Annotated in this window: 23 protein-coding genes (1 of these 23 running past the window's edge); 4 read left to right on the plus strand and 19 right to left on the minus strand. The window is 52.6% G+C overall.

All coding sequences use genetic code 11. The features are described from left to right. Positions 1–37: the end of a hypothetical protein gene (locus tag SAMA_RS18890; RefSeq protein WP_041409975.1), read on the plus strand. It extends 254 nt beyond the left edge of the window; only the last 37 of its 291 coding nucleotides appear in the window; its start codon lies off the left edge, out of view; it ends in the stop codon at positions 35–37. Between the two features lie 64 nt (positions 38–101). Here SAMA_RS18890 and ccoG read toward each other — a convergent pair whose 3' ends face one another. Continuing rightward, positions 102–1526, minus strand: a complete 1425-nt coding sequence (gene ccoG, locus SAMA_RS18895; RefSeq protein WP_011761739.1) for a cytochrome c oxidase accessory protein CcoG — start codon at positions 1524–1526, stop codon at positions 102–104. An 89-nt stretch (positions 1527–1615) separates the two neighbouring features. Here ccoG and SAMA_RS18900 point away from each other — a divergent pair, with 89 nt between their 5' ends. The 3 genes from SAMA_RS18900 to SAMA_RS18910 all read left to right on the plus strand — a co-directional run bounded on the left by SAMA_RS18900 (position 1616) and on the right by SAMA_RS18910 (position 3316). Beyond that, positions 1616–1966 carry a hypothetical protein gene (locus SAMA_RS18900; protein WP_011761740.1) on the plus strand — a complete coding sequence of 117 codons (351 nt, stop codon included), beginning with the start codon at positions 1616–1618 and terminating at the stop codon, positions 1964–1966. Between the two features lie 102 nt (positions 1967–2068). Further along, on the plus strand, positions 2069–2971 hold the full coding sequence (locus tag SAMA_RS18905; RefSeq protein ID WP_011761741.1) for a 1,4-dihydroxy-2-naphthoyl-CoA synthase: 903 nt from the start codon (positions 2069–2071) through the stop codon (positions 2969–2971). 147 nt (positions 2972–3118) lie between these two features. Continuing rightward, positions 3119–3316 (plus strand): DUF2061 domain-containing protein, encoded by a 198-nt coding sequence (locus tag SAMA_RS18910; protein ID WP_011761742.1) that lies wholly within the window; start codon positions 3119–3121, stop codon positions 3314–3316. A gap of 46 nt (positions 3317–3362) precedes the next feature. Here the strand turns inward: SAMA_RS18910 and SAMA_RS18915 are convergent, their stop codons facing one another. The 18 genes from SAMA_RS18915 to mnmG all read right to left on the minus strand — a co-directional run bounded on the left by SAMA_RS18915 (position 3363) and on the right by mnmG (position 23266). Further along, positions 3363–4802 (minus strand): DUF1996 domain-containing protein, encoded by a 1440-nt coding sequence (locus tag SAMA_RS18915; protein WP_232280504.1) that lies wholly within the window; start codon positions 4800–4802, stop codon positions 3363–3365. Positions 4803–5195: 393 nt separating this feature from the next. Further along, positions 5196–7025, minus strand: coding sequence for a glutamine--fructose-6-phosphate transaminase (isomerizing) (gene glmS / locus SAMA_RS18920; protein ID WP_011761745.1), 1830 nt, complete (start codon positions 7023–7025; stop codon positions 5196–5198). Between the two features lie 32 nt (positions 7026–7057). Then, on the minus strand, positions 7058–7822 hold the full coding sequence (locus SAMA_RS18925; protein WP_011761746.1) for a DeoR/GlpR family DNA-binding transcription regulator: 765 nt from the start codon (positions 7820–7822) through the stop codon (positions 7058–7060). Positions 7823–7965: 143 nt separating this feature from the next. Beyond that, positions 7966–10059: a TonB-dependent receptor gene (locus SAMA_RS18930; protein WP_011761747.1), complete on the minus strand. Its 2094-nt coding sequence runs from the start codon at positions 10057–10059 to the stop codon at positions 7966–7968. A gap of 179 nt (positions 10060–10238) precedes the next feature. Then, on the minus strand, positions 10239–11603 hold the full coding sequence (glmU, locus tag SAMA_RS18935; protein ID WP_011761748.1) for a bifunctional UDP-N-acetylglucosamine diphosphorylase/glucosamine-1-phosphate N-acetyltransferase GlmU: 1365 nt from the start codon (positions 11601–11603) through the stop codon (positions 10239–10241). Between the two features lie 136 nt (positions 11604–11739). Then, positions 11740–12165, minus strand: coding sequence for a F0F1 ATP synthase subunit epsilon (locus SAMA_RS18940; RefSeq protein WP_011761749.1), 426 nt, complete (start codon positions 12163–12165; stop codon positions 11740–11742). 35 nt (positions 12166–12200) lie between these two features. Beyond that, on the minus strand, positions 12201–13589 hold the full coding sequence (atpD, locus tag SAMA_RS18945; protein WP_011761750.1) for a F0F1 ATP synthase subunit beta: 1389 nt from the start codon (positions 13587–13589) through the stop codon (positions 12201–12203). 37 nt (positions 13590–13626) lie between these two features. Continuing rightward, positions 13627–14487: a F0F1 ATP synthase subunit gamma gene (gene atpG, locus SAMA_RS18950; protein WP_011761751.1), complete on the minus strand. Its 861-nt coding sequence runs from the start codon at positions 14485–14487 to the stop codon at positions 13627–13629. Positions 14488–14537: 50 nt separating this feature from the next. After that, complete coding sequence (gene atpA, locus SAMA_RS18955) at positions 14538–16079, minus strand: F0F1 ATP synthase subunit alpha (RefSeq protein ID WP_011761752.1); 1542 nt, start codon at positions 16077–16079, stop codon at positions 14538–14540. A gap of 14 nt (positions 16080–16093) precedes the next feature. Next, a complete protein-coding gene (atpH, locus tag SAMA_RS18960; RefSeq protein WP_011761753.1) occupies positions 16094–16627 on the minus strand; it encodes a F0F1 ATP synthase subunit delta in 534 nt (177 codons plus the stop codon). A 15-nt stretch (positions 16628–16642) separates the two neighbouring features. Further along, positions 16643–17113, minus strand: coding sequence for a F0F1 ATP synthase subunit B (gene atpF, locus SAMA_RS18965; protein WP_011761754.1), 471 nt, complete (start codon positions 17111–17113; stop codon positions 16643–16645). Between the two features lie 39 nt (positions 17114–17152). Then, positions 17153–17404, minus strand: coding sequence for a F0F1 ATP synthase subunit C (atpE, locus tag SAMA_RS18970; RefSeq protein WP_011761755.1), 252 nt, complete (start codon positions 17402–17404; stop codon positions 17153–17155). A gap of 67 nt (positions 17405–17471) precedes the next feature. Beyond that, the gene (atpB, locus tag SAMA_RS18975; protein ID WP_011761756.1) at positions 17472–18266 is read right to left on the minus strand and encodes a F0F1 ATP synthase subunit A; all 795 of its coding nucleotides are present in this window, start codon (positions 18264–18266) and stop codon (positions 17472–17474) included. A gap of 13 nt (positions 18267–18279) precedes the next feature. Beyond that, positions 18280–18663 (minus strand): ATP synthase subunit I, encoded by a 384-nt coding sequence (locus tag SAMA_RS18980; RefSeq protein ID WP_011761757.1) that lies wholly within the window; start codon positions 18661–18663, stop codon positions 18280–18282. A gap of 224 nt (positions 18664–18887) precedes the next feature. Beyond that, entirely contained in the window at positions 18888–19766 is an 879-nt protein-coding gene (locus SAMA_RS18985; RefSeq protein WP_011761758.1) for a ParB/RepB/Spo0J family partition protein, read from the minus strand. A 9-nt stretch (positions 19767–19775) separates the two neighbouring features. After that, positions 19776–20564: a ParA family protein gene (locus tag SAMA_RS18990; protein WP_011761759.1), complete on the minus strand. Its 789-nt coding sequence runs from the start codon at positions 20562–20564 to the stop codon at positions 19776–19778. Between the two features lie 90 nt (positions 20565–20654). After that, positions 20655–21275, minus strand: coding sequence for a 16S rRNA (guanine(527)-N(7))-methyltransferase RsmG (gene rsmG / locus SAMA_RS18995; protein ID WP_011761760.1), 621 nt, complete (start codon positions 21273–21275; stop codon positions 20655–20657). Between the two features lie 101 nt (positions 21276–21376). Beyond that, positions 21377–23266, minus strand: a complete 1890-nt coding sequence (mnmG, locus tag SAMA_RS19000) for a tRNA uridine-5-carboxymethylaminomethyl(34) synthesis enzyme MnmG (RefSeq protein ID WP_011761761.1) — start codon at positions 23264–23266, stop codon at positions 21377–21379. Positions 23267–23642 lie beyond the last annotated feature (376 nt).

The raw sequence follows: 23642 nt of genomic DNA on the forward strand, positions 1-23642 counted from the left end.
TTATCGCGTTCGTTCATTTTGCGAGCTAAACGAATAAAAAAGGGGCATTTCGCCCCTTTTTTACTGCATTATTGCTTACTGCTGGCGAGAGCCAAGCTGTTTTACGGCCCGAAGAAACGTGTTTCCTGCACGGCTTCGACTTGTGGCATGTCTTCCGCCACCACACGAATATTGATTTTGGTGATAGGGCGTTTCAGTTCAACAGGATCTACTGCCACGCTGACGGGAAGCGTTAACACCTCTCCCGCTTTGACCGTAACAGTCTTATCACCAATCCAGCGGTAGTTGGGCAGATCTTCTACCGAGAGGCTATATACGTGGTCGGCTTCAGTCTTGTTGAGGATCTTCAAAGTAAAGGTGTTCTCAATCAGGCCACGGCTGTCTTCACGGTAAAGGGCGTTACGGTCACGGATTACGTCGATGCGCAGCGGTGAGATAGTCGCCGCGAGACCAACGAATACCAAAATCATCGTCGTCAGCACCACACCATAACCCACCAGCTTGGGCCTGAGTACTTTCTCCTTCTTACCTTCCAGCATGTTTTCGGTGGTGTAGCTGATAAGGCCCTTGGCATAACCCATGCGGTCCATGGTCTGGTCACAGGCATCGATACAGGCACCACAGTTGATGCACTCATATTGCAGACCATTGCGGATATCGATACCGGTTGGGCATACCTGCACACAGAGGTCGCAGTCGATACAGTCACCCAGTCCCATTTCTTTGGGGTCTGCTTTACGTGACCGTGGGCCACGGGTTTCACCGCGTGCGGCATCATAACCCACTATATAAGTGTTCTTATCGAACATGGCTGCCTGGAAGCGGGCATAGGGGCACATGTGGATACACATGATTTCCCGCATCCAACCGGCATTGCCATACGTAGCGAAGGTAAAGAACACCACCCAGAAGTAAATCCCACCGCTGGCATTCAGGGTGAGCACATCCAGGTAAAGCTCACGGGTGGGCACAAAATAGGAAACAAAAGTTGTTGCTGTAAGGAAAGAGATCAGCAACCAGGCACCGTGCTTGGCCGTTTTGCGCCAGACCTTATCAAAGTCCCATGGCATTTGGTCCATCTTGATGCGCTTATTGCGGGGACCTTCGAGTTTTTCTTCAAACCAGATAAAGATAAAGGTCCAGACGGTTTGTGGGCAGGTATAGCCACACCAAACGCGCCCAAGGTACGTGGTCACAAAAAACAGTGCAAAGGCCGCAATCATGAAGAGTGCTGCCAGCAGGGTCAGATCCTGGGGCCAAATTGTCAGGCCAAAAACATGAAACTTTTGTTCTGCCAGGTTAAACCACACTGCTTGCCTATCACCCCATGGGAGCCATGGCAATAACAGGAAGAACAACATTGCCACCCAGCCCATGCGGCGACGTACTTTACTCCATAAACCATCAACGGCACGGACATAAATTCGGTTACGGGGGTTAAATCTGTCTGCCTTGCTGGCATCTGGTTGGTGGATTTTAATCCGCTCGGCTTTCGAGTAGTCCTTTTTATTCGAATCTGCGTTCATCTGACAACCTTTTACCGCTTTAATGTTGCTCGAAAAGTGGCTTATTATAGCCTTATTACTAAAGTACATTCACTCGATTGGACCAAAAGATGAGAGGCTGGATAATCTTGGCATTGATCGCCGGCGGTTTGTATTACCTCTATACCGAAACCGACAAACTGGACGAACCTATCGCTGAAACTCAGATGGTGCTTAAGAAGATTGAGCGAAAGCTCGATTCTTTAACCGGCACACAAATCATTCGTGTTGACGGTAGGTTGCAGAAACTCAAGGCAGAAATAGGCCAGCGACTCACAGCAGCGGAGCTTTCAGAATTTGATGCTGTTCTAACCGATAAAAACAGCGTGATGGATTTTAAAGAAAGCTACTGTGAAAAAAGTGGCGTGAGCCATCCGGTTTTTGACAAAGAAAACCTGCTGTTTATTTGCGACAATCTTTAATGCTTTTGTCGGCCACCCCATGGCTTTTACCTTAAAGCATTGACCCTAAATCAACTTGAGCCTAGCCTGTGGCAACTAATCTGAACATAGGCAGGCTCAGTCATGACCAAAAAAGTTTCTGATAACTTTGATCCAGATCTCTGGACAGAAGTACCAGGTTTTGCATTCGACGACATCACCTACCACAGGGCCAAGGATCAGGGCACGGTACGTATCGCATTTAACCGTCCTGACTGCCTCAACGCCTTTCGCCCCAAAACCGTTGATGAACTCTACACCGCCCTTGACCACGCCCGCCAATGGTCAGACGTTGGCTGTGTGCTGCTGACCGGCAACGGCCCCTCTGCCAAAGGCCAATATTCGTTTTCCTCCGGTGGCGACCAGCGTATTCGTGGTAAAGACGGCTACAAATACGAAGGCGAAGAAGCAGGCAAGGCCGATGTGGCCCGCATGGGCAGGTTGCACATTCTGGAAGTGCAGCGACTTATCCGCTTTATGCCCAAGGTGGTGATTGCCGTTGTCCCCGGCTGGGCCGTGGGGGGAGGTCATAGCCTGCATGTGGTGTGTGACCTGACTCTGGCCTCAAAGGAACACGCGGTATTTAAACAAACCGACCCGGATGTGGCCAGCTTTGACTCTGGTTACGGCAGTGCCTATCTCGCCAAGATGGTGGGGCAAAAACGCGCCCGGGAAATCTTCTTCCTCGGCTTTAACTACAGTGCCGATGAAGCGGTCGCCATGGGCATGGTCAATCGCAGTATTCCCCATGCCGAGCTGGAAACCGAAGCATTACGCTGGGCCAAAGAGATCAATTCCAAATCTCCCACCGCCATGCGCATGCTCAAATACGGCTTCAACCTGCCAGATGACGGCCTGGTTGGTCAGCAACTGTTTGCCGGAGAGGCCACCCGCCTTGCCTATGGTACAGATGAAGCACGTGAAGGCCGTGATGCCTTTTTGGAGAAACGGGATCAGGATTACAGCCATTTCCCCTGGCACTACTAATTCCTGAGGCCACCAGCAAAAGACGCAGCAAAATCTGCGTCTTTTGTCTTAATCGGCTGCCTCGTTTACCTCAATTGAACAATTCTACTTTACACGTAAGTGATAACTATTATCATTTATGAAAAGTAATCAATTGGGGATTCCACCATGTTAAAGACCATGACCTTTGCCGTGCTGCACTTTGGTGTGGCCTTCAGCATCACGTATTTACTCACCGGCAGCCTGCTTATCGGGGGCGCTGTCGCCCTGATTGAGCCAACCATAAATACCGTGGTGTTCTACTTCCATGAAAAAGTCTGGAAGCGCATAGAGGCAAAAAAGCAGCTACCACAACTACTCGCCTGACCTCTAAGGCTAGTAGCACTCAGCTCAGGTTCTCCTCGCACTATCTCTAATTGCCCATCCCCATATTGATGACCGGAGGCTCAGTCTGACTACCTGGCCGGGTTCCTGTGAGGCGAAATCCATTGGCCAGATTACCATCATGGCAATCCAAGCCCTCACGAATACATACGTCCAGCACCGTTTGCAGTACCTCCGGATGCCAGGCATTCATCCAGTCCGCATGCAGCGACATACCTCCGTGCGAGTCCAGCGTCACCTCATACATGTCAGACGCCAAACGCCAGCCACGGCTACTTTTGGATTGAGGCTCATACACATCCGGCGTCACCCCGAATGCATAGTGAAAACTCACTCTGATAATGGGCACGGGATGAGTTGCAGGACAAATCATCCCCTGAGTGCCACTGCCCAGCTGTGGGTAGGCCAAGTGACTTTGATGGTCGGCAGAATCCAAATCTGTGCCATTCCAGCAACTGGGGAAGAATACATCCATCCGCAGCCTGTCGGGGGCAACACATTCAGGAATTGCGCTGCTCCAACGTGGATTATCGGCATCAGAAGATTCCCATGATTGGCAGTGCCAGCGCACAATACCGGTATCCTGCTGCTGGCCAGGGCCGGCTTTGGCATTTCCGGCAATGATCTTCATCCCCACAGGAATAGACTGAATTGCGTCTACATCGTCCACCCCAGCGGAGTAATAGAAGATTTCGTGGGCTTCATCATCATTTCCCACTACAGCGGGTACGACACGCCAACGCAGGTCACCCTGTTCATCATAAAGAGCTTCACCGGTCGCCGGATTATATTCGGGTGCCAATAATGCAGGCACCCAATACGCCGATCGGTTTAAGGTATTTCCCTGGCAGCTGGATTCACCTTTAGTAAACAAGGAGTCGATATCAGTTGTTTCATCAACCAGGGTATTGCCATAAAAACGGTGTAAATGTGCCGCATTGGCCTGTCCTGGATAAACGATGGGATCGTGGTAACTGGAATGAGCAAAGTCACAGTTAATCCTGAAGATGCCACGCCAGCTTGCCGGATCAGCCTTCGAGGGCATAACAGGGGTGTTGATGAGATCAGTATGGACATTCCCGTCCGTCCCAAAGACGCTGGCTACCTGCCACGACAGCTCCGCCGGATCACTGCGAGCGCGACTGTCTGCCACCGCCCATACTTTCAAGCGATGACTGTCTGCCGTCAGCGGCATCAACAACTGTGGGCTGACACATTCCTGAATATCGCCACTCTCATCGCCGCTATCCAGCTGGCACTCATAGGACGAAGCCAAATCGGAACTGAATTCGATATGGGCGTATGGTTCAGAGATGATGGCGTCGGGCTTAAGACTGAAGGTGGGTGTGGCTGGCTTAAGCGCCAACGCAGGTTGTTCAGGCTCCCCACCACTGCCGTCGCTGCCACCGCAGCCAGAGGCGATAATCATCCATGTCAGTGCCACAAACTTGTTTGGTTTCATCATCATTACCTCGCACAATGCCAGTGATTACCATGCTGACGGCAAAACTCTTTTGGATGAGGGCGGGCATTTAAAATCAGGATTTGGGCCGAATGGTGCTCGGCATCAGTGCCGTGAATTTGCAGCGCGCCTTGACGCCCACTTTTTGAGGGGATCCCATGATGATGGGTACAGCCAGCAAGCATGATAATTGGCACTATCGCCAACGCAGTTAATACCGTGCGATTCATCGTCTCTACCTTCTCATAAGGAACACACCAGTCAGTGTATGAAGCCCGATGTAAAGCAACGTCAGCAGAGTGCAAAGGTTAAGTAAAAGTTAAATCCCCTGGTAAAAGACAAATCAATGTCATAAAAAAGCCTCCCCGGGGGGGAGGCTTAACTCAACAGATAGCGTGATTACTCCACGGTAACTGACTTGGCCAGGTTACGTGGCTGGTCGACGTCAGTGCCTTTAATCAGGGCCACGTGATACGACAGCAGCTGCAGCGGAATGGTATAGATGAGCGGTGCCATAAACTCATCACAGTGAGGCACGGGGATCACCTTCATGGTGTCGTCCGACGCAAACTCGGCGTCCTTGTCGGCAAACACATACATCAGGCCGCCACGGGCACGCACCTCTTCCACGTTGGATTTTAATTTTTCCAGCAGCTCGTTGTTGGGCGCGACCACAATCACCGGCATATCGGCATCAATCAGCGCCAGCGGGCCGTGTTTGAGCTCGCCAGACGCATAAGCCTCGGCGTGGATGTAGGAGATTTCCTTGAGCTTGAGTGCTCCTTCCATGGCGATGGGGTACTGATCGCCACGGCCGAGGAACAGCGCATGATGCTTGTCGGCAAAATCTTCGGCCAGTGAAGCAATGGCATCGTCCAGGCCCAGTGCCTGCTCAACCTTGGCCGGCAGTGATTGCAGGCTTTGGGTCAAGGAGGATTGCAGCTCGGCAGACATGCCGTTGTTGCGACCAATCACGGCGGTCAACATCAACAGGCCTGCCAGTTGCACGGTAAAGGCCTTGGTGGAGGCCACACCGATTTCGGCGCCGGCTTTCATCATGTAGGCCATGTCAGATTCGCGTACCAGCGACGAGCCCGGCGCATTACAGATGGTCAGGGTGGCCTGATAGCCCATTTCCTTCGCCAAACGCAGCGCGGCCAGGGTATCGGCGGTCTCACCGGACTGGGAGATGGTCACCAGCAGGCTGTTTGGGAACAGGTGCGACTTGCGATAGCGGAATTCTGACGCGATTTCCACGTTACAGGACACGCCGGCCCATTGTTCCAGCCAATAGCGGGCGGTCATGCCCGCGTGGTAGCTGGTACCACAGGCGATGATCTGCACGTGTTTGATGTCTTTCAAAAGGTCGGCAGCTTTGTCGCCAAAGGCGCTGTCCAGCACCTGCATGTTGGCGATGCGGCCTTCCAGGGTACGGGCCAGGGCACGTGGCTGCTCGTAGATTTCCTTGAGCATATAGTGGCGGTATTCGCCCTTGTCGCCGGCATCGTGGGTTACTTCCGATTCTTTGGCTTCACGCTCAACCTCATTGCCATCCACATCGAAGATGCGCACGTTACGACGAGTCACTTCGGCCACATCACCTTCTTCTAGGAAGGCGAAAGTACGGGTCACAGGCAACAGCGCCAGTTGATCTGAGGCTACAAAGTTTTCACCCAGACCAAAACCTATCACCAGCGGGCTGCCACTGCGGGCCACTACCATACGCTCGGCGTCGCGGCGGTCGATAACCACAGTGCCATAGGCGCCTTCGAGCTGCTTAACCGTGGCTTGTACGGCAGCCAGCAAGGTATCAGCACTTTTCAGCTCATGGTGTACCAGGTGGCAAATTACTTCGGTGTCTGTATCTGAGTTGAACTGATACCCCAGGCCCTTTAAGCGTTCACGCAGCTTGGCATGGTTTTCGATAATGCCGTTGTGCACCACGGCGATATCACCCTCGGACTGGTGCGGGTGCGCGTTACGCTCACTGGGCTCACCGTGGGTCGCCCAGCGGGTGTGGGCAATACCTGTGCCACCGGTAAGAGGAGCTTCGGCCAGTGCGTCGGCCAGCTCCTGCACTTTCCCCACCCGACGGGTACGGTTCATTTCGGCATTCTGAATCACCGCCATACCGGCAGAGTCATAACCACGATATTCCAGACGACGCAGGCCCTCGAGCAAAATTTCGGCCACGTCCCTTTGCGCCACGGCGCCAACGATTCCACACATGCTTGTATTTCCGTAAGGTCTGTAAAAACTAACTACTGAACATCCGCCAGATACACCTTCACCCCATGGGCCTCTATGATGGTCACTGCCTCTTTGGGCAATCTGTTATCTGTGACCACTGCGCTGACCTGACTCCAGGGCAGCTCGAGATTGGGAATGCGTCGGCCTATCTTGTCGGACTCCAGCATGACAATTACCTCCCGCGATACTTCGGCCATCACACGTGACAGGCCAACGAGTTCGTTGAAGGTGGTGGTGCCGCGGCTGAGGTCTATGCCATCGGCACCGATAAAGAGTTGATCGAAATCGTAAGAGCGCAGCACCTGCTCGGCCACCAGCCCCTGAAAGCTCTCTGAATGCGGATCCCAGGTGCCACCGGTCATCAAAAGTGTGGGCTCCTGCTCCAGTTCGTGAATGGCATTGGCGAGCTGCAGCGAATTGGTCATCACCACCAAGCCGCGACGATGGGCAAGCTCGGGGATAAGCCCCAGGGTCGTGCTGCCATAGTCGATGATGATGCGGTTATGGTCGCGGATGAGTTTGGCTGCCTCTTTGGCTATGGCAAGCTTCACCGGGGAGATGGCCACTGCCTGGGCATTCAGCTCCTGGGGCAAGGGCACAGCGCCACCATAACGGCGAAACAGCAGTCCCGCTTTCTCAAGCTCGGCCAGGTCTTTGCGAATAGTCACCTCAGAGGTGGCAAACTCGCTCGCCAATTGGTCCACATTCACCTCACCCTGAGCATTCAGAAGTTCGATAATGCTGCGGCGGCGCTGCTGAGTATTGCGTTTGGTCATCCGTTACTTTCAACTTAACTTTCGAATCGAAAGATAGATTATATTAAAACGAAACAAAATAACCAAGAGCGAAATTTAGAGCAGGAAAACAAAAGGCAGCCTGGTGGCTGCCTTTGATGTTTGGGTTGGATGCCCGGGAAAAATTAGAACTTGGCGTTCAATGCCAGGCTGAAGTGGCGTCCCTGTCCCAGGGTGACCATCTGGTAGTTACCGCCGTCCAGATACTCGGTATCGAACAGGTTGCGTACGTTGGCACGAATGCCGATTTCACTGCCGCCAATATCGAAGGTATAAGCCGCGCCCATATCAAAACGCACATAACCATCTTTGCTGATGCTATTTGGGGTATCGGCAAAACGTTCACCCACATAAACAGCGCCTAGGTTAACTGCAAAGTTATCCGTTACTTCGTAGCGGCTCCAGATATTAGCTGACCACTCGGGGGCATCGATTGGCGTCTTACCATTCAGGCTGTCGGCGGTTTTGTACTCAGCATCCAAATACATCATGGATGCGGTCAAAAACAGGCTGTCGCTGACCTGTCCCTGGGCACCCAGCTCCATCCCTTTATGATGCTGAATACCATCCTGACGGGTGACCTTGGTAATATCGCCCACTGGCACGTCCAGGGTATGCACCACAATGCGGTTATCGATTTCGATATCAAACAGGGCACCGGTCAGCAGCAGGCCGCCATTCATCAGCTCCCATTTGGCACCCAGTTCATATTGGGTACCAAATTCAGGATCCAGCTCCATGTCATTACTCAGGTCGTTTTCATCATTGATCTTCCCCTGAGGGACAAAACTCCTGGAGTAGTTGGCGTACAGGCTCAAGTCCTGCTGCGGCTGCCAGATCAGGCCAAATTTGGGTGATACGGCATTATCGTTGCCGGAGTCTTCCTTTTGCTCATCGAAACGTACACCGGCCAATACCTTCCACCGGTCGTTGATACTGATAAGGTCTTGCAGATAGACACCGTAGAACTCATAACCACTGGTGGACCAACTGGTGTCATCCTTGTAGGAAATGTCGGGACGGGGCAGCGCAACACCGGGCATGACATTTTGCCGCGCACCGGAGGTTCTTAATTGGGCATAGCCATAATCGAGCTTGTTTGCGCCAATCAGTAGCTTGTGCTCCATCCCCGCCAGCTCAAACTCACCATTTAAGTCCACATAAGCCGTCTTGTGGCTCCAGTCGTCGAACCGGTCGAAGGGGCTTATCTGGTAGCCAGTACTCATGGCGTCGGTATTGTAACGCGGGGCCGAATCAAAGCGCTGCCGATTGAACTGCTGGTCGTTGTAACCAACCTTCAGCTTCCAGTTGTCACTTAACTGCCAGGCCAGATCAGCACCCAGATTAGTAATGCTGTTGTCGGTAAAAGCCCAGGGCATATCCCAGATTTGCTCTCGGCTGCCGATAAGATGCCCATCTTTGTCGAGCCAGCCCCCTACATCGATACCGGCTTTATCTTCAGTCCTGTCATAACGTACCGACAACAGCACGTTGTCTGAAATATCATAGTCCAGGGCGATAAAGCCCAACCAGCGGTCTCGCTCCTGCTGCTCTGCCGACTCACCAGCCAGAGGTGAATAGCTGCGCCAGTACTCTGTGTCTTGTTTAACGGCCACTGCCCGGTAACGCAGGGAATCCGTCAGCGCACCACCGGCATCCAGCTGGAAACGGGTCGAGCCTTCTTCATCGGTATCAAAGCCCAGTTCGAACAGGCGATCAAAAGTCGGCTTCTTGGTGACCATGTTGACCAGACCACCGGGACCAGACTGACCATAGAGCATCGAAGAAGGCCCCTTGAGCACTTCCACCTGACTTAAGATTTCTATTGGCAGCACATAGTGGGCAAACAACTGATGACCGTTGGCCAGATAACCAGAGCCTGAGTCCAGCTCAAACCCTCGCAGTGAAAACACCTGACGGTTCCAGCGCTGGGTTCCCGCTGTGATGGAAGAATCGTTCACCAACACTTCAGCCAGGTTGGTGGCGAGCTGTTCATCGGTCACGAAATCCGGGATGACGTTCACCGACTGTGGCGTCTCCAGCAACGACATATCGCCACGCATGGCACCATTGGCAGCACCGACCTTGTATTCGTTAAAGCTTCGGCCTCTAACCTCAATTCGCTCCATGTCGCCATGGGATGCGTCATCGGCCAGTGCCAGCGGGGATTGCAGCGCGGCCACGACGGCCAGGCTCAGGGTGGAGAATTTGAGTGACATGCCTACCTCTTTACCAACTCTGTTAAAAGTATGACGAAAACGGCAGCACTATAATTGATAATGATTAGCATTTGCTTTTCTTTACGGTAATTTACAATTGCTGGTGATGGCACTCACAAAAGCATTGGTGTGAAAACAAAAAAGCGGCGCAAATGCGCCGCTTTTCAATAAGAAGTCGATTACTTGGGCTTTTTCACCGGACGTTGCCAACCCTGAATATGGCGCTGCTTCACCCGGGTGATCACCAGCTCGTTTTCACCCACTTCGTGGGTCACGGTAGAGCCGGCGCCCAGGGTCGCACCTTTACGGATTACCACTGGCGCCACCAGTTGGGTATCGCTGCCAACAAAGACATTGTCTTCAATTACGGTGAGGTGTTTGTTGGCGCCATCGTAGTTACAGGTGATGGTACCGGCACCTATGTTCACGCCTTTGCCTATTTCGGCATCGCCGAGGTATGCCAGATGCCCGGCCTTGGAGCCTTCACCGAGCACGGCTTTCTTCATTTCGACAAAGTTGCCAATGTGGGCATCTTTGTGCAGCTCGGCGCCGGGGCGCAGACGGGCGAAGGGGCCGGCACTGGCGCTATCGCCCAGTTTGGCACCTTCAATAATGCTGTAAGGTTTAATGTCGGCGTTGTCGGCAATGTCGCAGTCAATCAGGATCGCACCGGCACCGATGGTAACGTTATTACCAAGCTTGACCGTACCTTCAAAAATCACGTTCACATCAATCATCACGTCCATGCCCACAGTCACGTCACCGCGAATATCGATACGGGCAGGGTCGCGCAGGTTGGCGCCTGCAAGCATCAGCTCTTCGGCACGGCGCGCCTGATAAGCTCGCTCCAGTGCCGCCAGCTGCACCCGGTTGTTGGCGCCTTCGGTCTCGATGGGATTGGCGGGATGGGCGGTATCAATGGCCACACCATCGGCGTGGGCCATGGCAATCACGTCGGTGAGGTAAAACTCGCCCTGGGCGTTGTTGTTCTCGAGGCGACCAAGCCAGGCTTTGAGGCGCTTGCCCGGCAGCGCCATGATGCCGCTGTTGATTTCATTAATCTTGAGCTGCTCCGGACTGGCATCCTTCTGCTCGACGATGCCAACAACTTTTCCGCCCTCACGCACCATGCGGCCATAGCCGGTGGGGTTATCCAGATGCACCGTCAGCACGGCGACGCCATCGGGTTGGCGGGCAGCCAGCAGGGCTTCCAAGGTTTCCTTGCGGGTCAGTGGCACATCGCCGTAGAGCACCAGCACTGTATCCTCGTCGTTGATGTGATCAATCGCCTGTGCTACCGCGTGGCCGGTACCCAGCTGCTCGGCCTGCAGCACAAAATTCAGCGGCTGCTCGCCCAGCTTGGCTTTAAGCAGTTCGCCGCCATAGCCATACACCAGATTGATGTTATCGGCATTGAGCTCGCGTGCCGTGTCTATCACGTGCTGAACCATGGGTTTGTGGGCGACGCTGTGCAGCACCTTGGGCAGGTCTGAGCGCATGCGGGTGCCTTTTCCGGCGGCGAGAATGACAACATTGAGTGACATAGGAGGTCCCTTATCTTTTATCTGGCGCAAGTGTACCCGATGGCCGCCTAAAATTCACCGCTGTGCAGAAGAGGACAGGTTATTTTTGCCCAATAAAAAAGGCGCCCTAGGGCGCCTTTTTTGGGACACATTCACCTTATCTGGCAATGTTTTTCTTGATGGTTTCAACCACACGCAGCTGAGCTACAGCCTTGGCCAGCTCAATAGCTGCCGCAGCATAGTTGAAATCGGCACCGGCTTCGGCCATATGGGCCTCGGCGCGACGTTTGGCTTCCAGAGCCGCCTGCTCATCAATGTCTTTGGCACGCAAAGCCACATCAGCCAGCACAGACACAGAATTGGCTTGTACTTCCAGCAAACCGCCGGACAGGTAGAAGACCTCTTCTTTACCGTGCTGCTTAACGATGCGCACCATGCCAGGTTTGATAAAAGTCAGCAGAGGGGCGTGACCAGGCATGATGCCCAGCTCACCCTCGCCACCGGTCACTTGCAGATGTTCTACCAGACCGGAAAAAATGCGAGTTTCTGCACTTACGATATCAAGATGTACTGTCATGGCCATAGCGTTCTCCATTTAAGACTCAGGCAGGGCCCGAATTACTTCTTGTTGGCTTTCTCAACGGCTTCGTCGACAGAGCCAACCATGTAGAACGCTTGCTCTGGAACGTGGTCGAACTCACCTTCCAGAATGCCCTTGAAGCCACGGATAGTGTCTTTCAGAGGCACGTACTTACCAGGAGAACCGGTAAATACTTCCGCTACGTGGAAAGGCTGAGACAGGAAACGCTCAATCTTACGGGCGCGGGATACTGTCATCTTGTCGTCGTCTGACAGTTCGTCCATACCCAGGATGGCGATGATGTCTTTCAGCTCTTTGTAGCGCTGCAGAACGTTTTGAACGCCGTTAGCCACGTCATAGTGCTCCTGGCCAACTACCAGTGGATCCAACTGACGAGAGGTGGAATCCAGTGGGTCAACCGCTGGGTAGATACCCAGAGAAGCGATTTGACGAGACAGTACCACGGTCGCATCCAAGTGGGCGAAGGTGGTCGCTGGGCTTGGGTCGGTCAAGTCGTCCGCTGGTACGTATACCGCCTGAACGGAGGTAATAGAACCAGTCTTGGTAGAAGTAATACGCTCCTGCAGAACGCCCATCTCCTCAGCCAGAGTAGGCTGATAACCTACGGCTGATGGCATACGGCCCAGCAGTGCTGATACTTCGGTACCGGCCAGGGTGTAACGGTAGATGTTGTCTACGAACAACAGTACGTCTTTACCCTCGTCACGGAACTTCTCGGCCATGGTCAGACCGGTCAGGGCCACACGCAGACGGTTTCCTGGTGGCTCGTTCATCTGACCGTACACCATGGCTACCTTGTCCAGTACGCCTGATTCCATCATTTCGTAGTAGAAGTCGTTACCTTCACGGGTACGCTCACCTACACCGGCGAATACTGACAGACCAGAGTGGGCCTTGGCGATGTTGTTGATCAGTTCCATCATGTTAACTGTCTTACCAACGCCCGCACCACCGAACAGACCTACTTTACCACCCTTAGCGAATGGACATACCAGGTCGATTACCTTGATACCGGTTTCCAGCAGTTCAGTTGTGTTTGACTGCTCTTCATAGGAAGGAGCGGCACGGTGAATAACATAACGATCTTCTTCACCGATAGGACCCGCTTCATCCACAGGCTCGCCCAGCACGTTCATGATACGACCCAGAGTGGCCTTACCAACAGGAACGGCAATAGCGGAACCAGTGTTTTCAACCTCGATACCACGACGCAGACCGTCGGAAGAACCCATGGCGATGGTACGAACCACACCGCCACCGAGCTGCTGCTGAACTTCCAGCACCAGGCCGTTACAGGTACCTTCACCTGTGATCTTCAGAGCGTCATATACCTGAGGTACGGCATGCTGTGGAAACTCTACGTCCACAACCGCGCCAATTACTTGGACAACAGTACCTGTGCTCATGATTAATCCTCTAAAACTTGTATTCGTTACCTAAGCCTTAAACCGCTGCTGCACCGGAAACAATTTCCGACAGTTCCTGCGTAATCGCAGCCTGACGGGCCTTGTTGTATACCAGTTGCAGGTCATCGATCAGCGTACCGGCGTTGTCAGTCGCAGCCTTCATCGCCACCATACGGGCAGCCTGTTCAGACGCGATGTTTTCCACAACACCCTGGTACACCTGAGACTCCACATAACGCACCAGCAGAGTATCCAGAAGGTCTTTCGGATCCTGCTCGTAGATGTAGTCCCAGTGATGAGCAATCTCATCATCTTCGGATTTAGGCAAAGGCAGCAGCTGCTCGATCACGGGGGTCTGGGTCATGGTGTTCACAAACTTGTTGAATACCACGTACAGACGATCCAGTTTGCCTTCATTGTAAGCTTGCAGCATAACGCGCACAGTACCAATCAGGTCGGCGAGCTTGGGAGCATCACCGAGGCCTGAAGCGTGGGCCTGTACCTTTCCGCCAAAAGCTTTGAAGAACTGCACACTGCGGGCACCGATGGGGCAGAACTCTACCTCAACACCCTGGGCTTTCCAGTTCTTCACGTCTGAGACAACCTTTTTGAACAGGTTGACGTTCAGACCACCACAAAGACCGCGGTCGGATGCTACAACAATGTAGCCGACGCGCTTGGCCTCTCTCACCTCTAAATAGGGGTGTTTGTATTCGAGAGAACCCTGGGCAACGTGACCGATCACCTTACGCATGCTTTCCGCATATGGACGGCTGGCAGTCATGCGGTCCTGCGCTCTGCGCATTTTGCTGGCTGCCACCATTTCCATGGCGGAAGTGATCTTCTGAGTGTTCTTCACACTCGCGATCTTGGTTTTAATCTCTTTTGCGCCGGCCATCTCTACTCTCCAATCTGGACCTGAGGTGCCTTATGACACCTCGACGATTTTTACCAGGTTTGGGTTGCCACGAACTTGTCGAGACCAGCCTTCAGCTCAGCTTCGATTTCGGCGTTATAGTCGCCGGTATCGTTGATAAGCTTCATCAGGTTGGCATGCTCGGCGTTCATGAAAGCGAGCAGAGCGGCTTCGAAATCACCAACTTTCTTCAGAGCAATACCCTTCAGGAAGCCTTTTTCTGCGGCGAAGATCACCACAGCCTGTTCGGCTACGCTCATTGGGGCATATTGCTTCTGCTTCATCAGTTCGGTAACACGCTCACCGTGCTCCAACTGGGCACGAGTTGCATCGTCAAGATCAGATGCAAACTGAGAGAACGCAGCAAGCTCACGATACTGTGCCAGCGCGGTACGGATACCACCGGACAGTTTCTTAATGATCTTGGTCTGGGCGGCACCACCTACACGGGATACCGAAATACCTGGGTTAACCGCTGGACGCAGGCCAGAGTTAAACAGGTTGGTTTCCAGGAAGATCTGACCGTCGGTAATCGAAATTACGTTGGTCGGTACGAACGCAGATACGTCACCGGCTTGGGTTTCGATGATAGGCAGAGCGGTCAAAGAACCGGTCTTGCCAGTCACGGCGCCCTTGGTGAACTTCTCAACGTACTCTTCGTTCACGCGGGAAGCACGTTCCAGCAGACGAGAGTGCAAATAGAATACGTCACCTGGGTAAGCTTCACGTCCTGGAGGACGACGCAGCAGCAGGGAGATCTGACGGTAAGCAACAGCCTGCTTAGACAGGTCATCGTATACGATCAGGGCATCTTCACCGCGGTCACGGAAGTATTCACCCATGGTACAACCAGAGTATGGCGCCAGGAACTGCAGAGCAGCGGCTTCTGAAGCAGAAGCAACAACCACAACAGTGTTAGCCAGAGCACCGTGCTCTTCCAGCTTGCGTACTACGTTGGCGATGGTAGAAGCCTTCTGGCCTACAGCCACGTACACACACTTGATGCCAGAATCGCGCTGGTTGATGATGGCGTCGATAGCCATCGCAGTTTTACCAGTCTGACGGTCACCGATGATCAGCTCACGCTGGCCACGACCGATTGGGATCATGGAGTCAACGGCTTTGTAACCAGTCTGAACTGGCTGAGAAACTGACTTACGGTCAATTACACCTGGAGCAATCACTTCAACAGGAGCAAAACCATCGTTGTCGATGGGGCCCTTGCCGTCGATTGGCTCACCCAGCGTGTTTACCACACGGCCCAGCAGACCGCGGCCAACTGGAACTTCCAGAATACGGCCAGTGGTTTTCACTTTTACGCCCTCAGCCAGATCGGCATAAGGACCCATTACTACAGCACCGACAGAGTCGCGCTCAAGGTTCAACGCGATTGCATAACGGTTGCCAGGCAGTTCGATCATCTCACCCTGCATTACATCGGCCAGGCCGTGTACGCGGATGATGCCATCGCTTACCGCAACGATAGTACCTTCGTTACGGGCTTCGCTGACTACGTCGAACTGCTCGATCCGCTGCTTAATCAGATCGCTGATTTCAGTGGAATTCAGTTGCATGCTCAAACTCCCAATTACGATTGCAGCTTATCAGACAGGCGGGCCAGTTTGCCGCTCACAGAACCATCGATAACGAGGTCCCCTGCCTTGATAATTACACCGGCGATCAGGCCGGCATCCACGCTGCAATTCAGCTTAACTTTGCGTGCGAGACGTTTCTCTAGGGAAACACCAATCTGCTGTTGTTGTGCGTCGGAAAGCTCGGTGGCGGAAACCACATCGGCTTCTACTTCCTTGGCCCATTCCAAACGGTACTCAGCGAACAGCTGAGCCACAGCAGGCAGTACTTCCAAACGACCGTTTTCAGCCATCACCTTGATCAGGTTTTGACCGTGCTCGTTGAGCTGCTCACCACAAACGTCAATAAAGAGTTTGGCGAGCGCGCTACTGGCCATAGAGCCAGCGAGCAGTGGGCGCATGGTTTCGTTTTCACTTACCAGCGCAGCAAAACCGAGCATTTCGGCCCAGCTGTCCACGGCTTGTTTTTCAACGGCAAAATCAAAAGCTGCCTTTGCATAAGGGCGAGCAATGGTGGTTAACTCAGCCATACCCCTTCTCCCTTATCAAATTTCAGCGACAAGCTTTTCAACTATGTCACTGTGTGCGGCTGCATCAATCGAACGTTCGAGGATCTTCTCAGCACCGGCAAGGGCCAGAGTAGCAACCTGCTTGCGCAGTTCCTCTTTCACGCGATTGCGTTCAGCTTCAATTTCAGCTTTGCCCTGAGCGATGATACGTGCACGCTCAGCGTCAGCCTCGGCTTTTGCTTCTTCAACGATCTGAGCCTTGCGCTTATTGGCAGACTCGATGATTTCATTGGCTGTAGCTTTGGCTTCTTTGAGCTGCTCGGTGGCCTTGGCCTGAGCGAGCTCCAGGTCTTTTGCAGCGCGGTCAGCGTTTGCGAGACCGTCAGCAATCCTCTTTTGGCGTTCTTCGATGGCATTCATCAAAGGAGGCCAAACATACTTCATGCAGAACCACACGAAGATAATAAAGGCGACCGTCTGACCGATTAGGGTAGCGTTGATATTCACAACAGCCTCCTATTTTGAGTTAAGACAGAAGCGTTTTTTTTACAGCATTGCGCCCAGTGGGTTGGTGAACAGCATGTACAGAGCGATACCCACACCGATCATGGTTACGGCGTCGAGCAGACCAGCCACGATGAACATCTTAACCTGCAGCATAGGAGCCATTTCTGGTTGACGAGCAGCGCCTTCCAGGAACTTGCCACCCAAAAGACCGAAACCGATAGCGGTACCCAGTGCACCCATACCAATCAGCAGAGCAACAGCGATTGCAGTAAAGCCCAGAATAGTTTCCATCTGTATCTCCAGTATCTAAATCTAAATTAGTTGATGATTTAGTTTAAAAAAATTTCTTCAGCAATCCTTAATGATCTTCATGCGCCATGCTGAGGTAAACAATAGTCAGCATCATGAAGATAAACGCTTGCAGTGTGATAACCAGAATGTGGAAGATCAACCAACCCAGTTGCAGGGTTACACCCAGAGAGGCGATCAGCCAGTTGGCACCATACATCAGCGCAATAAGGATGAAGATCAACTCACCCGCATACAGGTTACCGAATAGACGCAGAGCCAATGAGATTGGCTTGGCTATCAGGGTAACTGATTCCAGCAGGAGGTTGACGGGTATCATTGCCCAGTGGTTAAAGGGCTGCAGTGTCAGTTCTTTCACGAAGCCAGACACTCCCTTGACCTTGATGCTGTAGTAAATAATCAGCAAAAACACACCCAGCGCGAGGCTGAAGGTGATGTTCAGGTCAGTCGTCGGAACCACTTTCAGGTAAGGCACACCCAGCATAGCGGCGGTGTGTGGCAGCCAGTCAACTGGCACCATGTCCATGAAGTTCATCATGAAAACCCAAACGAAGATGGTCAGAGCGAGAGGAGCGATCAGGGCATTACGGCCGTGGAAGGTTTCTTTCACGCTGTTGTCCACGAACTCGACGATCATCTCGACAAAGCACTGAAGCTTGCCGGGAACGCCTGTAGTCGCTTTCTTGCCAACGCTACGGAAAATCCACAGGAACAGAACACCAAGACCAACCGAAAAGAGCAACGAATCAATATGCCATGTCCAGAATCCTTCACCAACGGAAAGGTTGGTCAGGTGATGCTGGATATAGCCCTGCGGTGTTAACGCTTCACCAGTTGCAGCCATGATTCATCCCACTTTACTTTTGCTTGAAGTATAAAGGCGCTGTCCAATGCACCAGGAGTGCCAGTGAGTAGCAAACGAAAAGCGGCATAAAGACGATTTTCAAATTGATAAACACCAACGAAAACAGGGCAATGGTTAACAGCAACTTTACCGCTTCCCCCCAGTAGAAGGTTTTCAGTACCTTCCCTGCTGCACTTGCTCCCGAATGGGAAAAAGCGAGGGTTGCGAATACAAAATTAGGGAGCACAGCTATCGCAGCACCGGCTAAAGCCGATACCCCGTATTGCGCTCCCCAGACGACGAAGAAGAGAACTGACGCACCCCCGGCTATCGCCGCCTGCATCAACACCAATTTATAGGCAGACCAACGGCCACGACGCGCCAAAACCTTGCTCAATTCTCATTCTCCGCATTCGGACTTTTTGTTTCTGTGACCGGACAACAAAATGCCGTAAAAAGTCACAGTACAAAAAGCTTGCGAAAGTATACCTTTTCGGGCCTTCAATGCAACTTTGAGATGCGTAAAATCGCCACTTTTCAATGGTTCTACGACCAAAGATTCAAAAAGCAAAGATTAACATTCGTCACAAATTTACATGAAACTCTGTTAACTGCCCGGAATCAGCGGATTTTACTGAGAATACCGTCTAATTCAGCGAGATTTTGGTAGTTAATTACAATTTTTCCCTTGCCCTTACTGCCATGAGCAATGGAAACCTTGGCGCCCAGCTTTTCAATCAACTGCTGCTCCAGACGGCTTACATCGTGATCTTTTACCGGTTTTTCTGCTTCTTTAGCGGGATTTAAGGTTCTATTAATTAATCGTTCAGTTTCCCGAACGGTGAGCTCTTTGGCGGCAACTAAACGTGCCAGATTTGTCTGTTCTTCTCCCTCTACGGCAAGCAGCGCACGGGCGTGGCCCATGTCGATATCGCCATATTCAAGCAAACGCTTAACGGGTTCATTCAGACTATTGAGACGCAGCAGGTTAGTGACTGTGGTGCGGGATTTACCTACCGCATCGGCCACCTGCTGGTGGGTGAGTTCAAATTCTTCCAACAGACGATGCAAGGCAATGGCTTCTTCCATGGCATTGAGATCTTCACGCTGGATGTTTTCAATCAGGGCAATGGCCACTGCTGATTCGTCAGGCACCTGCTTGATGATACAGGGGACTTTCTCAAGCTTGGCCAACTGTGAGGCACGCCAGCGACGTTCACCGGCAATGATTTCGTACTTTTGTTCGGCGACCTTGCGCACCACTATGGGCTGAATGATGCCCTGGGCACGAATGGACTCGGCCAGTTCTTCCAAGGCCTCTGGTGACATATCCTTACGGGGCTGGTACTTGCCGGGTTGCAGCAAATCCACATCCAGGTGCACCAGGTCGTCCTGTTTGTCGGCCCGGGCGGCTTCCTGTTCCAGTTTTCTACTGGCGGCATGGCTGGTGCTCAGCAGTGCATCCAATCCTTTACCCAAGCCCCGTTTTTTCAAAGTCATTGCTAATCCTTACGCCTGCTTTTTAGCCTGGGTTTGCTCACCCCGGCGAATAATCTCTCCGGCCAGGGCCAGGTAGGCCTTGGCGCCGGCACTGGACTTGTCGTAATACATGGCGGGCGCACCAAAACTCGGGGCCTCGGCCAGACGGATATTACGGGGGATCACAGTCCGGTAAACTTTCTCGCCAAAATGCTGCTTGAGCTGATCGGACACATCATTGGCCAATCGATTGCGAGGATCGTACATGGTACGCAAAATTCCTTCGATGCCAAGCCCCGGATTCACCATGGATGCCAGCTTGCCTATGGTATCGATAAGGGCAGTGAGACCTTCCAGCGCAAAATACTCACATTGCATAGGCACCAGCACTGAGTCTGCAGCGGACATGGCGTTCACGGTGAGCATATTCAGGGAAGGCGGACAGTCGATAAAGATAAAATCATACTGATCGCGAATGGGCGCCAGCGCGTTGCGCAGACGCACTTCACGGGCGAAGAATTCCATCAGCTTGATTTCGGCGGCCGTCACATCACCATTGGCGGCAATGAGATCATACTTGCCCTGAGTATCCTTCACCACCACATCGGCAAAGGGCTTTTCCTCCACGAGCAGCTCATACGCGGTATTTTCTACCTCGTACTTGTCTACACCACTGCCCATGGTGGCATTACCCTGGGGATCCAGGTCAATCAGCAGCACCTTGCGCCGGGTTGCTGCAAGCGAGGCCGCCAGGTTAATGCAAGTAGTTGTTTTTCCTACGCCACCTTTCTGGTTGGCTACAGCAATGACTTTCCCCACAATTTCACCCTGTTGTTATTCTGTCGTTCAACCAAGACATAACGCCTTGGACAAGTTGCTTGATGTTGCTGCCAATTGCAAGGCAGAGGGTCACGCTTTGACCAATTTCAGCAGATGCCTTTGCTCATCCAGTCCGGGGACTGTGAGCCTGATGGTTTCAATCAACTTAAAGCCTTCGGGGATCCCGGCCATCTCTTCATCACCAAGCTGGCCCTTGAGGGCATAAAAACTGCCGTTTTCAGCTGGTAAATGATGGCACCAGCTGAGCATGTCCCCCACAGAGGCAAACGCGCGACTCAGCACACCATCAAATCCCTGCTCAGGTTGATACAGCTCGACCCGGCTTTCCACCGAGCTGATGTTTTTCAGCCCAAGCTCCACAGCAACCTGTTTTTGGAAACGAATACGTTTGCCCAGACTATCCAGCAAAACAAACTCTTTGTCCGGATTGATGATAGCCAGCGGAATACCCGGCAAGCCAGGCCCTGTGCCCACATCGATAAAACGCGAACCCACCAGATGAGGTGACACCACCAGGCTATCGAGAATGTGCCGGGTCAGCATTTGCGCCGGTTCCCGCACCGACGTCAGGTTATAGGCCTTGTTCCACTTGTCGAGCAGCGCCACAAAGGCAAGTAATTGCTGTTGCTGCTGGGCATCGACCTGCAGGCCCGCTTTGGCGAGATCCTGACTGAGTTTTTCGGCTAACACTGGCTATCTCCGTCGGTACAACTGTCTTGGTGGGCTATTATGAGGCCCAGAAAAAGTGAAGGGAAGCCCGGAGGCCTCCCTTGCACGCGAGTGGCGCGAGCTTAAGCGCTCTTTCTCAACAATCCACGTTTTTTCAGGTGAACCAGCAGAATGGAAACGGCTGCGGGGGTCACTCCTGAGATACGAGAGGCCTGACCTATGGTCTCTGGCTTGTGCGCATTGAGCTTGGCCGTCACTTCGTTGGACAGCCCCGGCACTTCGCTGTAGTCCAGATCCAGCGGTAAGCGGGTGTTTTCGTTACGCTCAGCCTTGGCGATTTCATCCTGCTGGCGCTGGATGTAACCGGCGTATTTAACCTGGATCTGCACCTGCTCTGCCGCCAGAGGATCGGCAAGCCCTGGACCGAATCCGTCAACCTTCATCAGGGTGTCGTATTCAATTTCAGGTCGGCGCAGCAGATCTTCCAGTGACGCCTCGCGGGTCAGTGGGGCACTGAGCACTTCATTAAGCTCTGCCACCTGAGGTGAATTCACATGTACCCACTGGCCGCGCAAACGCTGCTGTTCAAGCTCGATGGACTCGCGCTTTTCACTGAATTTTTGCCAGCGGAAGTCATCAACCAGGCCCAGTTCACGACCTTTTTCGGTCAGACGCAAATCGGCATTGTCTTCACGCAGCAGCAAACGGTATTCGGCGCGGCTGGTGAACATACGATAGGGCTCTTTGGTACCCAAAGTGGAGAGATCGTCCACCAGCACCCCCAGATAAGCCTGATCGCGGCGAGGTGCCCATGCTTCTTTGCCCTGTACCTGCAGTGCGGCGTTGAGACCGGCCAGCAGCCCCTGGGCGCCGGCTTCTTCGTAACCTGTGGTGCCGTTAATCTGTCCGGCAAAGAACAAACCGTCGATAACCTTGGTTTCCAACGAGTTTTTCAGATCTCTTGGATCGAAGTAGTCATATTCAATGGCATAGCCAGGACGAACTATTTCAGCCTGTTCCATGCCTCGAATAGAGCGAACTAACTGAATTTGAACGTCAAATGGCAAGCTGGTGGAAATCCCGTTCGGGTAAATTTCGGTTGTCGTCAGGCCTTCGGGCTCAATAAAGATCTGGTGAGAGTTCTTGTCGGCAAAACGATGAATTTTGTCTTCAATAGACGGACAATAACGCGGGCCAATACCCTCGATCACCCCGGAATACATGGGGCTGCGATCCAATCCACCACGAATGATGTCGTGGGTTTGTTCATTGGTGTGAGTGATGTAGCAGGAGATCTGCTCTGGATGTTGGCTCAGATCACCGATAAATGACATCACAGGCAAGGGCGTATCGCCTTTTTGCTCTGTCATCACTGAAAAATCAATGGTTCTGGCATCAATACGGGGAGGCGTGCCGGTTTTCAGACGGCCTACACGCAGAGGCAGATCCCGTAAGCGATGGGCGAGGGCGATGGCTGGTTGGTCGCCAGCGCGGCCACCGCTGTAATTTTCCAGACCTATGTGAATTTTGCCTCCCAGGAAGGTACCGGCTGTCAGCACCACGGCTGGTGCTTCAAAGGCCAGTCCCATTTGGGTAACAGCGCCGATAACCCGACCATTCTCTACCACCAAATCATCTACGGCTTGCTGGAAAATCCGCAGGTTAGGCTGATGCTGCAGAATATTCAGGATCTTGGCTTTGTAGAGCGCTCTGTCGGCCTGAGCGCGGGTCGCTCTGACCGCTGGACCTTTGCTGGAATTCAGGGTACGGAATTGGATCCCTGAAAAATCGGTGGCGATCGCCATTGCACCACCCAGCGCATCTATCTCTTTTACCAGATGTCCTTTACCAATACCGCCAATGGCAGGGTTACAGGACATCTGACCCAGGGTATCGACATTGTGGGTGAGCAGCAGTGTCTTGCATCCCATACGGGCTGCAGCCAAGGCGGCTTCGGTACCGGCATGACCGCCACCTACTACTATCACATCAAACCGTTCATGAAATTGCATGACACTACCTTAAAGCGAGAAAACAAAGATCGCATAACGAGCCGGGTATTTTAGCATTGCCAGAGACAGAGTTGAACGATCTGTTTGCATGTAAAGATCCAAAGGGGATCGGCTTATAGATCTTAAGATCTTTATATAGATCTCTTTATTGTTATCTCTTATTAGGATCGCACTTATCTGTGGGTAAGGGTAAAAATCCTTTTAAAACAGATAATAATCCAAATCTGATCCTGTGATCTCAAGGCGATCTACTCAGAGAAAAGGTGGGGATAGATCGCCATTTTATCCACAGGGTGGATCTTTGACCTTATAGGTGTTTGAGTAATGCAACGGTAGATCAGATCTAAATCATATATTATCCACATATTATTTATTA

The sequence above is a fragment of the Shewanella amazonensis SB2B genome (assembly GCF_000015245.1).
GTDB lineage: Bacteria > Pseudomonadota > Gammaproteobacteria > Enterobacterales > Shewanellaceae > Shewanella > Shewanella amazonensis.

What these genes read in the sequence shown, in the direction of transcription:
- ccoG (WP_011761739.1), bottom strand. Translation starts at nt 1,526, where the DNA reads ATGAACGCAGATTCGAATAAAAAGGACTACTCGAAAGCCGAGCGGATT.
- mnmG (WP_011761761.1), bottom strand. Translation starts at nt 23,266, where the DNA reads ATGCAATTTCATGAACGGTTTGATGTGATAGTAGTAGGTGGCGGTCAT.
- SAMA_RS18915 (WP_232280504.1), bottom strand. Translation starts at nt 4,802, where the DNA reads ATGATGATGAAACCAAACAAGTTTGTGGCACTGACATGGATGATTATC.
- SAMA_RS18905 (WP_011761741.1), top strand. Translation starts at nt 2,069, where the DNA reads ATGACCAAAAAAGTTTCTGATAACTTTGATCCAGATCTCTGGACAGAA.
- SAMA_RS18925 (WP_011761746.1), bottom strand. Translation starts at nt 7,822, where the DNA reads ATGACCAAACGCAATACTCAGCAGCGCCGCCGCAGCATTATCGAACTT.
- SAMA_RS18910 (WP_011761742.1), top strand. Translation starts at nt 3,119, where the DNA reads ATGTTAAAGACCATGACCTTTGCCGTGCTGCACTTTGGTGTGGCCTTC.
- SAMA_RS18930 (WP_011761747.1), bottom strand. Translation starts at nt 10,059, where the DNA reads ATGTCACTCAAATTCTCCACCCTGAGCCTGGCCGTCGTGGCCGCGCTG.
- atpB (WP_011761756.1), bottom strand. Translation starts at nt 18,266, where the DNA reads ATGGCTGCAACTGGTGAAGCGTTAACACCGCAGGGCTATATCCAGCAT.
- atpG (WP_011761751.1), bottom strand. Translation starts at nt 14,487, where the DNA reads ATGGCCGGCGCAAAAGAGATTAAAACCAAGATCGCGAGTGTGAAGAAC.
- glmU (WP_011761748.1), bottom strand. Translation starts at nt 11,603, where the DNA reads ATGTCACTCAATGTTGTCATTCTCGCCGCCGGAAAAGGCACCCGCATG.
- atpA (WP_011761752.1), bottom strand. Translation starts at nt 16,079, where the DNA reads ATGCAACTGAATTCCACTGAAATCAGCGATCTGATTAAGCAGCGGATC.
- atpH (WP_011761753.1), bottom strand. Translation starts at nt 16,627, where the DNA reads ATGGCTGAGTTAACCACCATTGCTCGCCCTTATGCAAAGGCAGCTTTT.
- SAMA_RS18900 (WP_011761740.1), top strand. Translation starts at nt 1,616, where the DNA reads ATGAGAGGCTGGATAATCTTGGCATTGATCGCCGGCGGTTTGTATTAC.
- SAMA_RS18985 (WP_011761758.1), bottom strand. Translation starts at nt 19,766, where the DNA reads ATGACTTTGAAAAAACGGGGCTTGGGTAAAGGATTGGATGCACTGCTG.
- atpD (WP_011761750.1), bottom strand. Translation starts at nt 13,589, where the DNA reads ATGAGCACAGGTACTGTTGTCCAAGTAATTGGCGCGGTTGTGGACGTA.
- atpE (WP_011761755.1), bottom strand. Translation starts at nt 17,404, where the DNA reads ATGGAAACTATTCTGGGCTTTACTGCAATCGCTGTTGCTCTGCTGATT.
- glmS (WP_011761745.1), bottom strand. Translation starts at nt 7,025, where the DNA reads ATGTGTGGAATCGTTGGCGCCGTGGCGCAAAGGGACGTGGCCGAAATT.
- SAMA_RS18940 (WP_011761749.1), bottom strand. Translation starts at nt 12,165, where the DNA reads ATGGCCATGACAGTACATCTTGATATCGTAAGTGCAGAAACTCGCATT.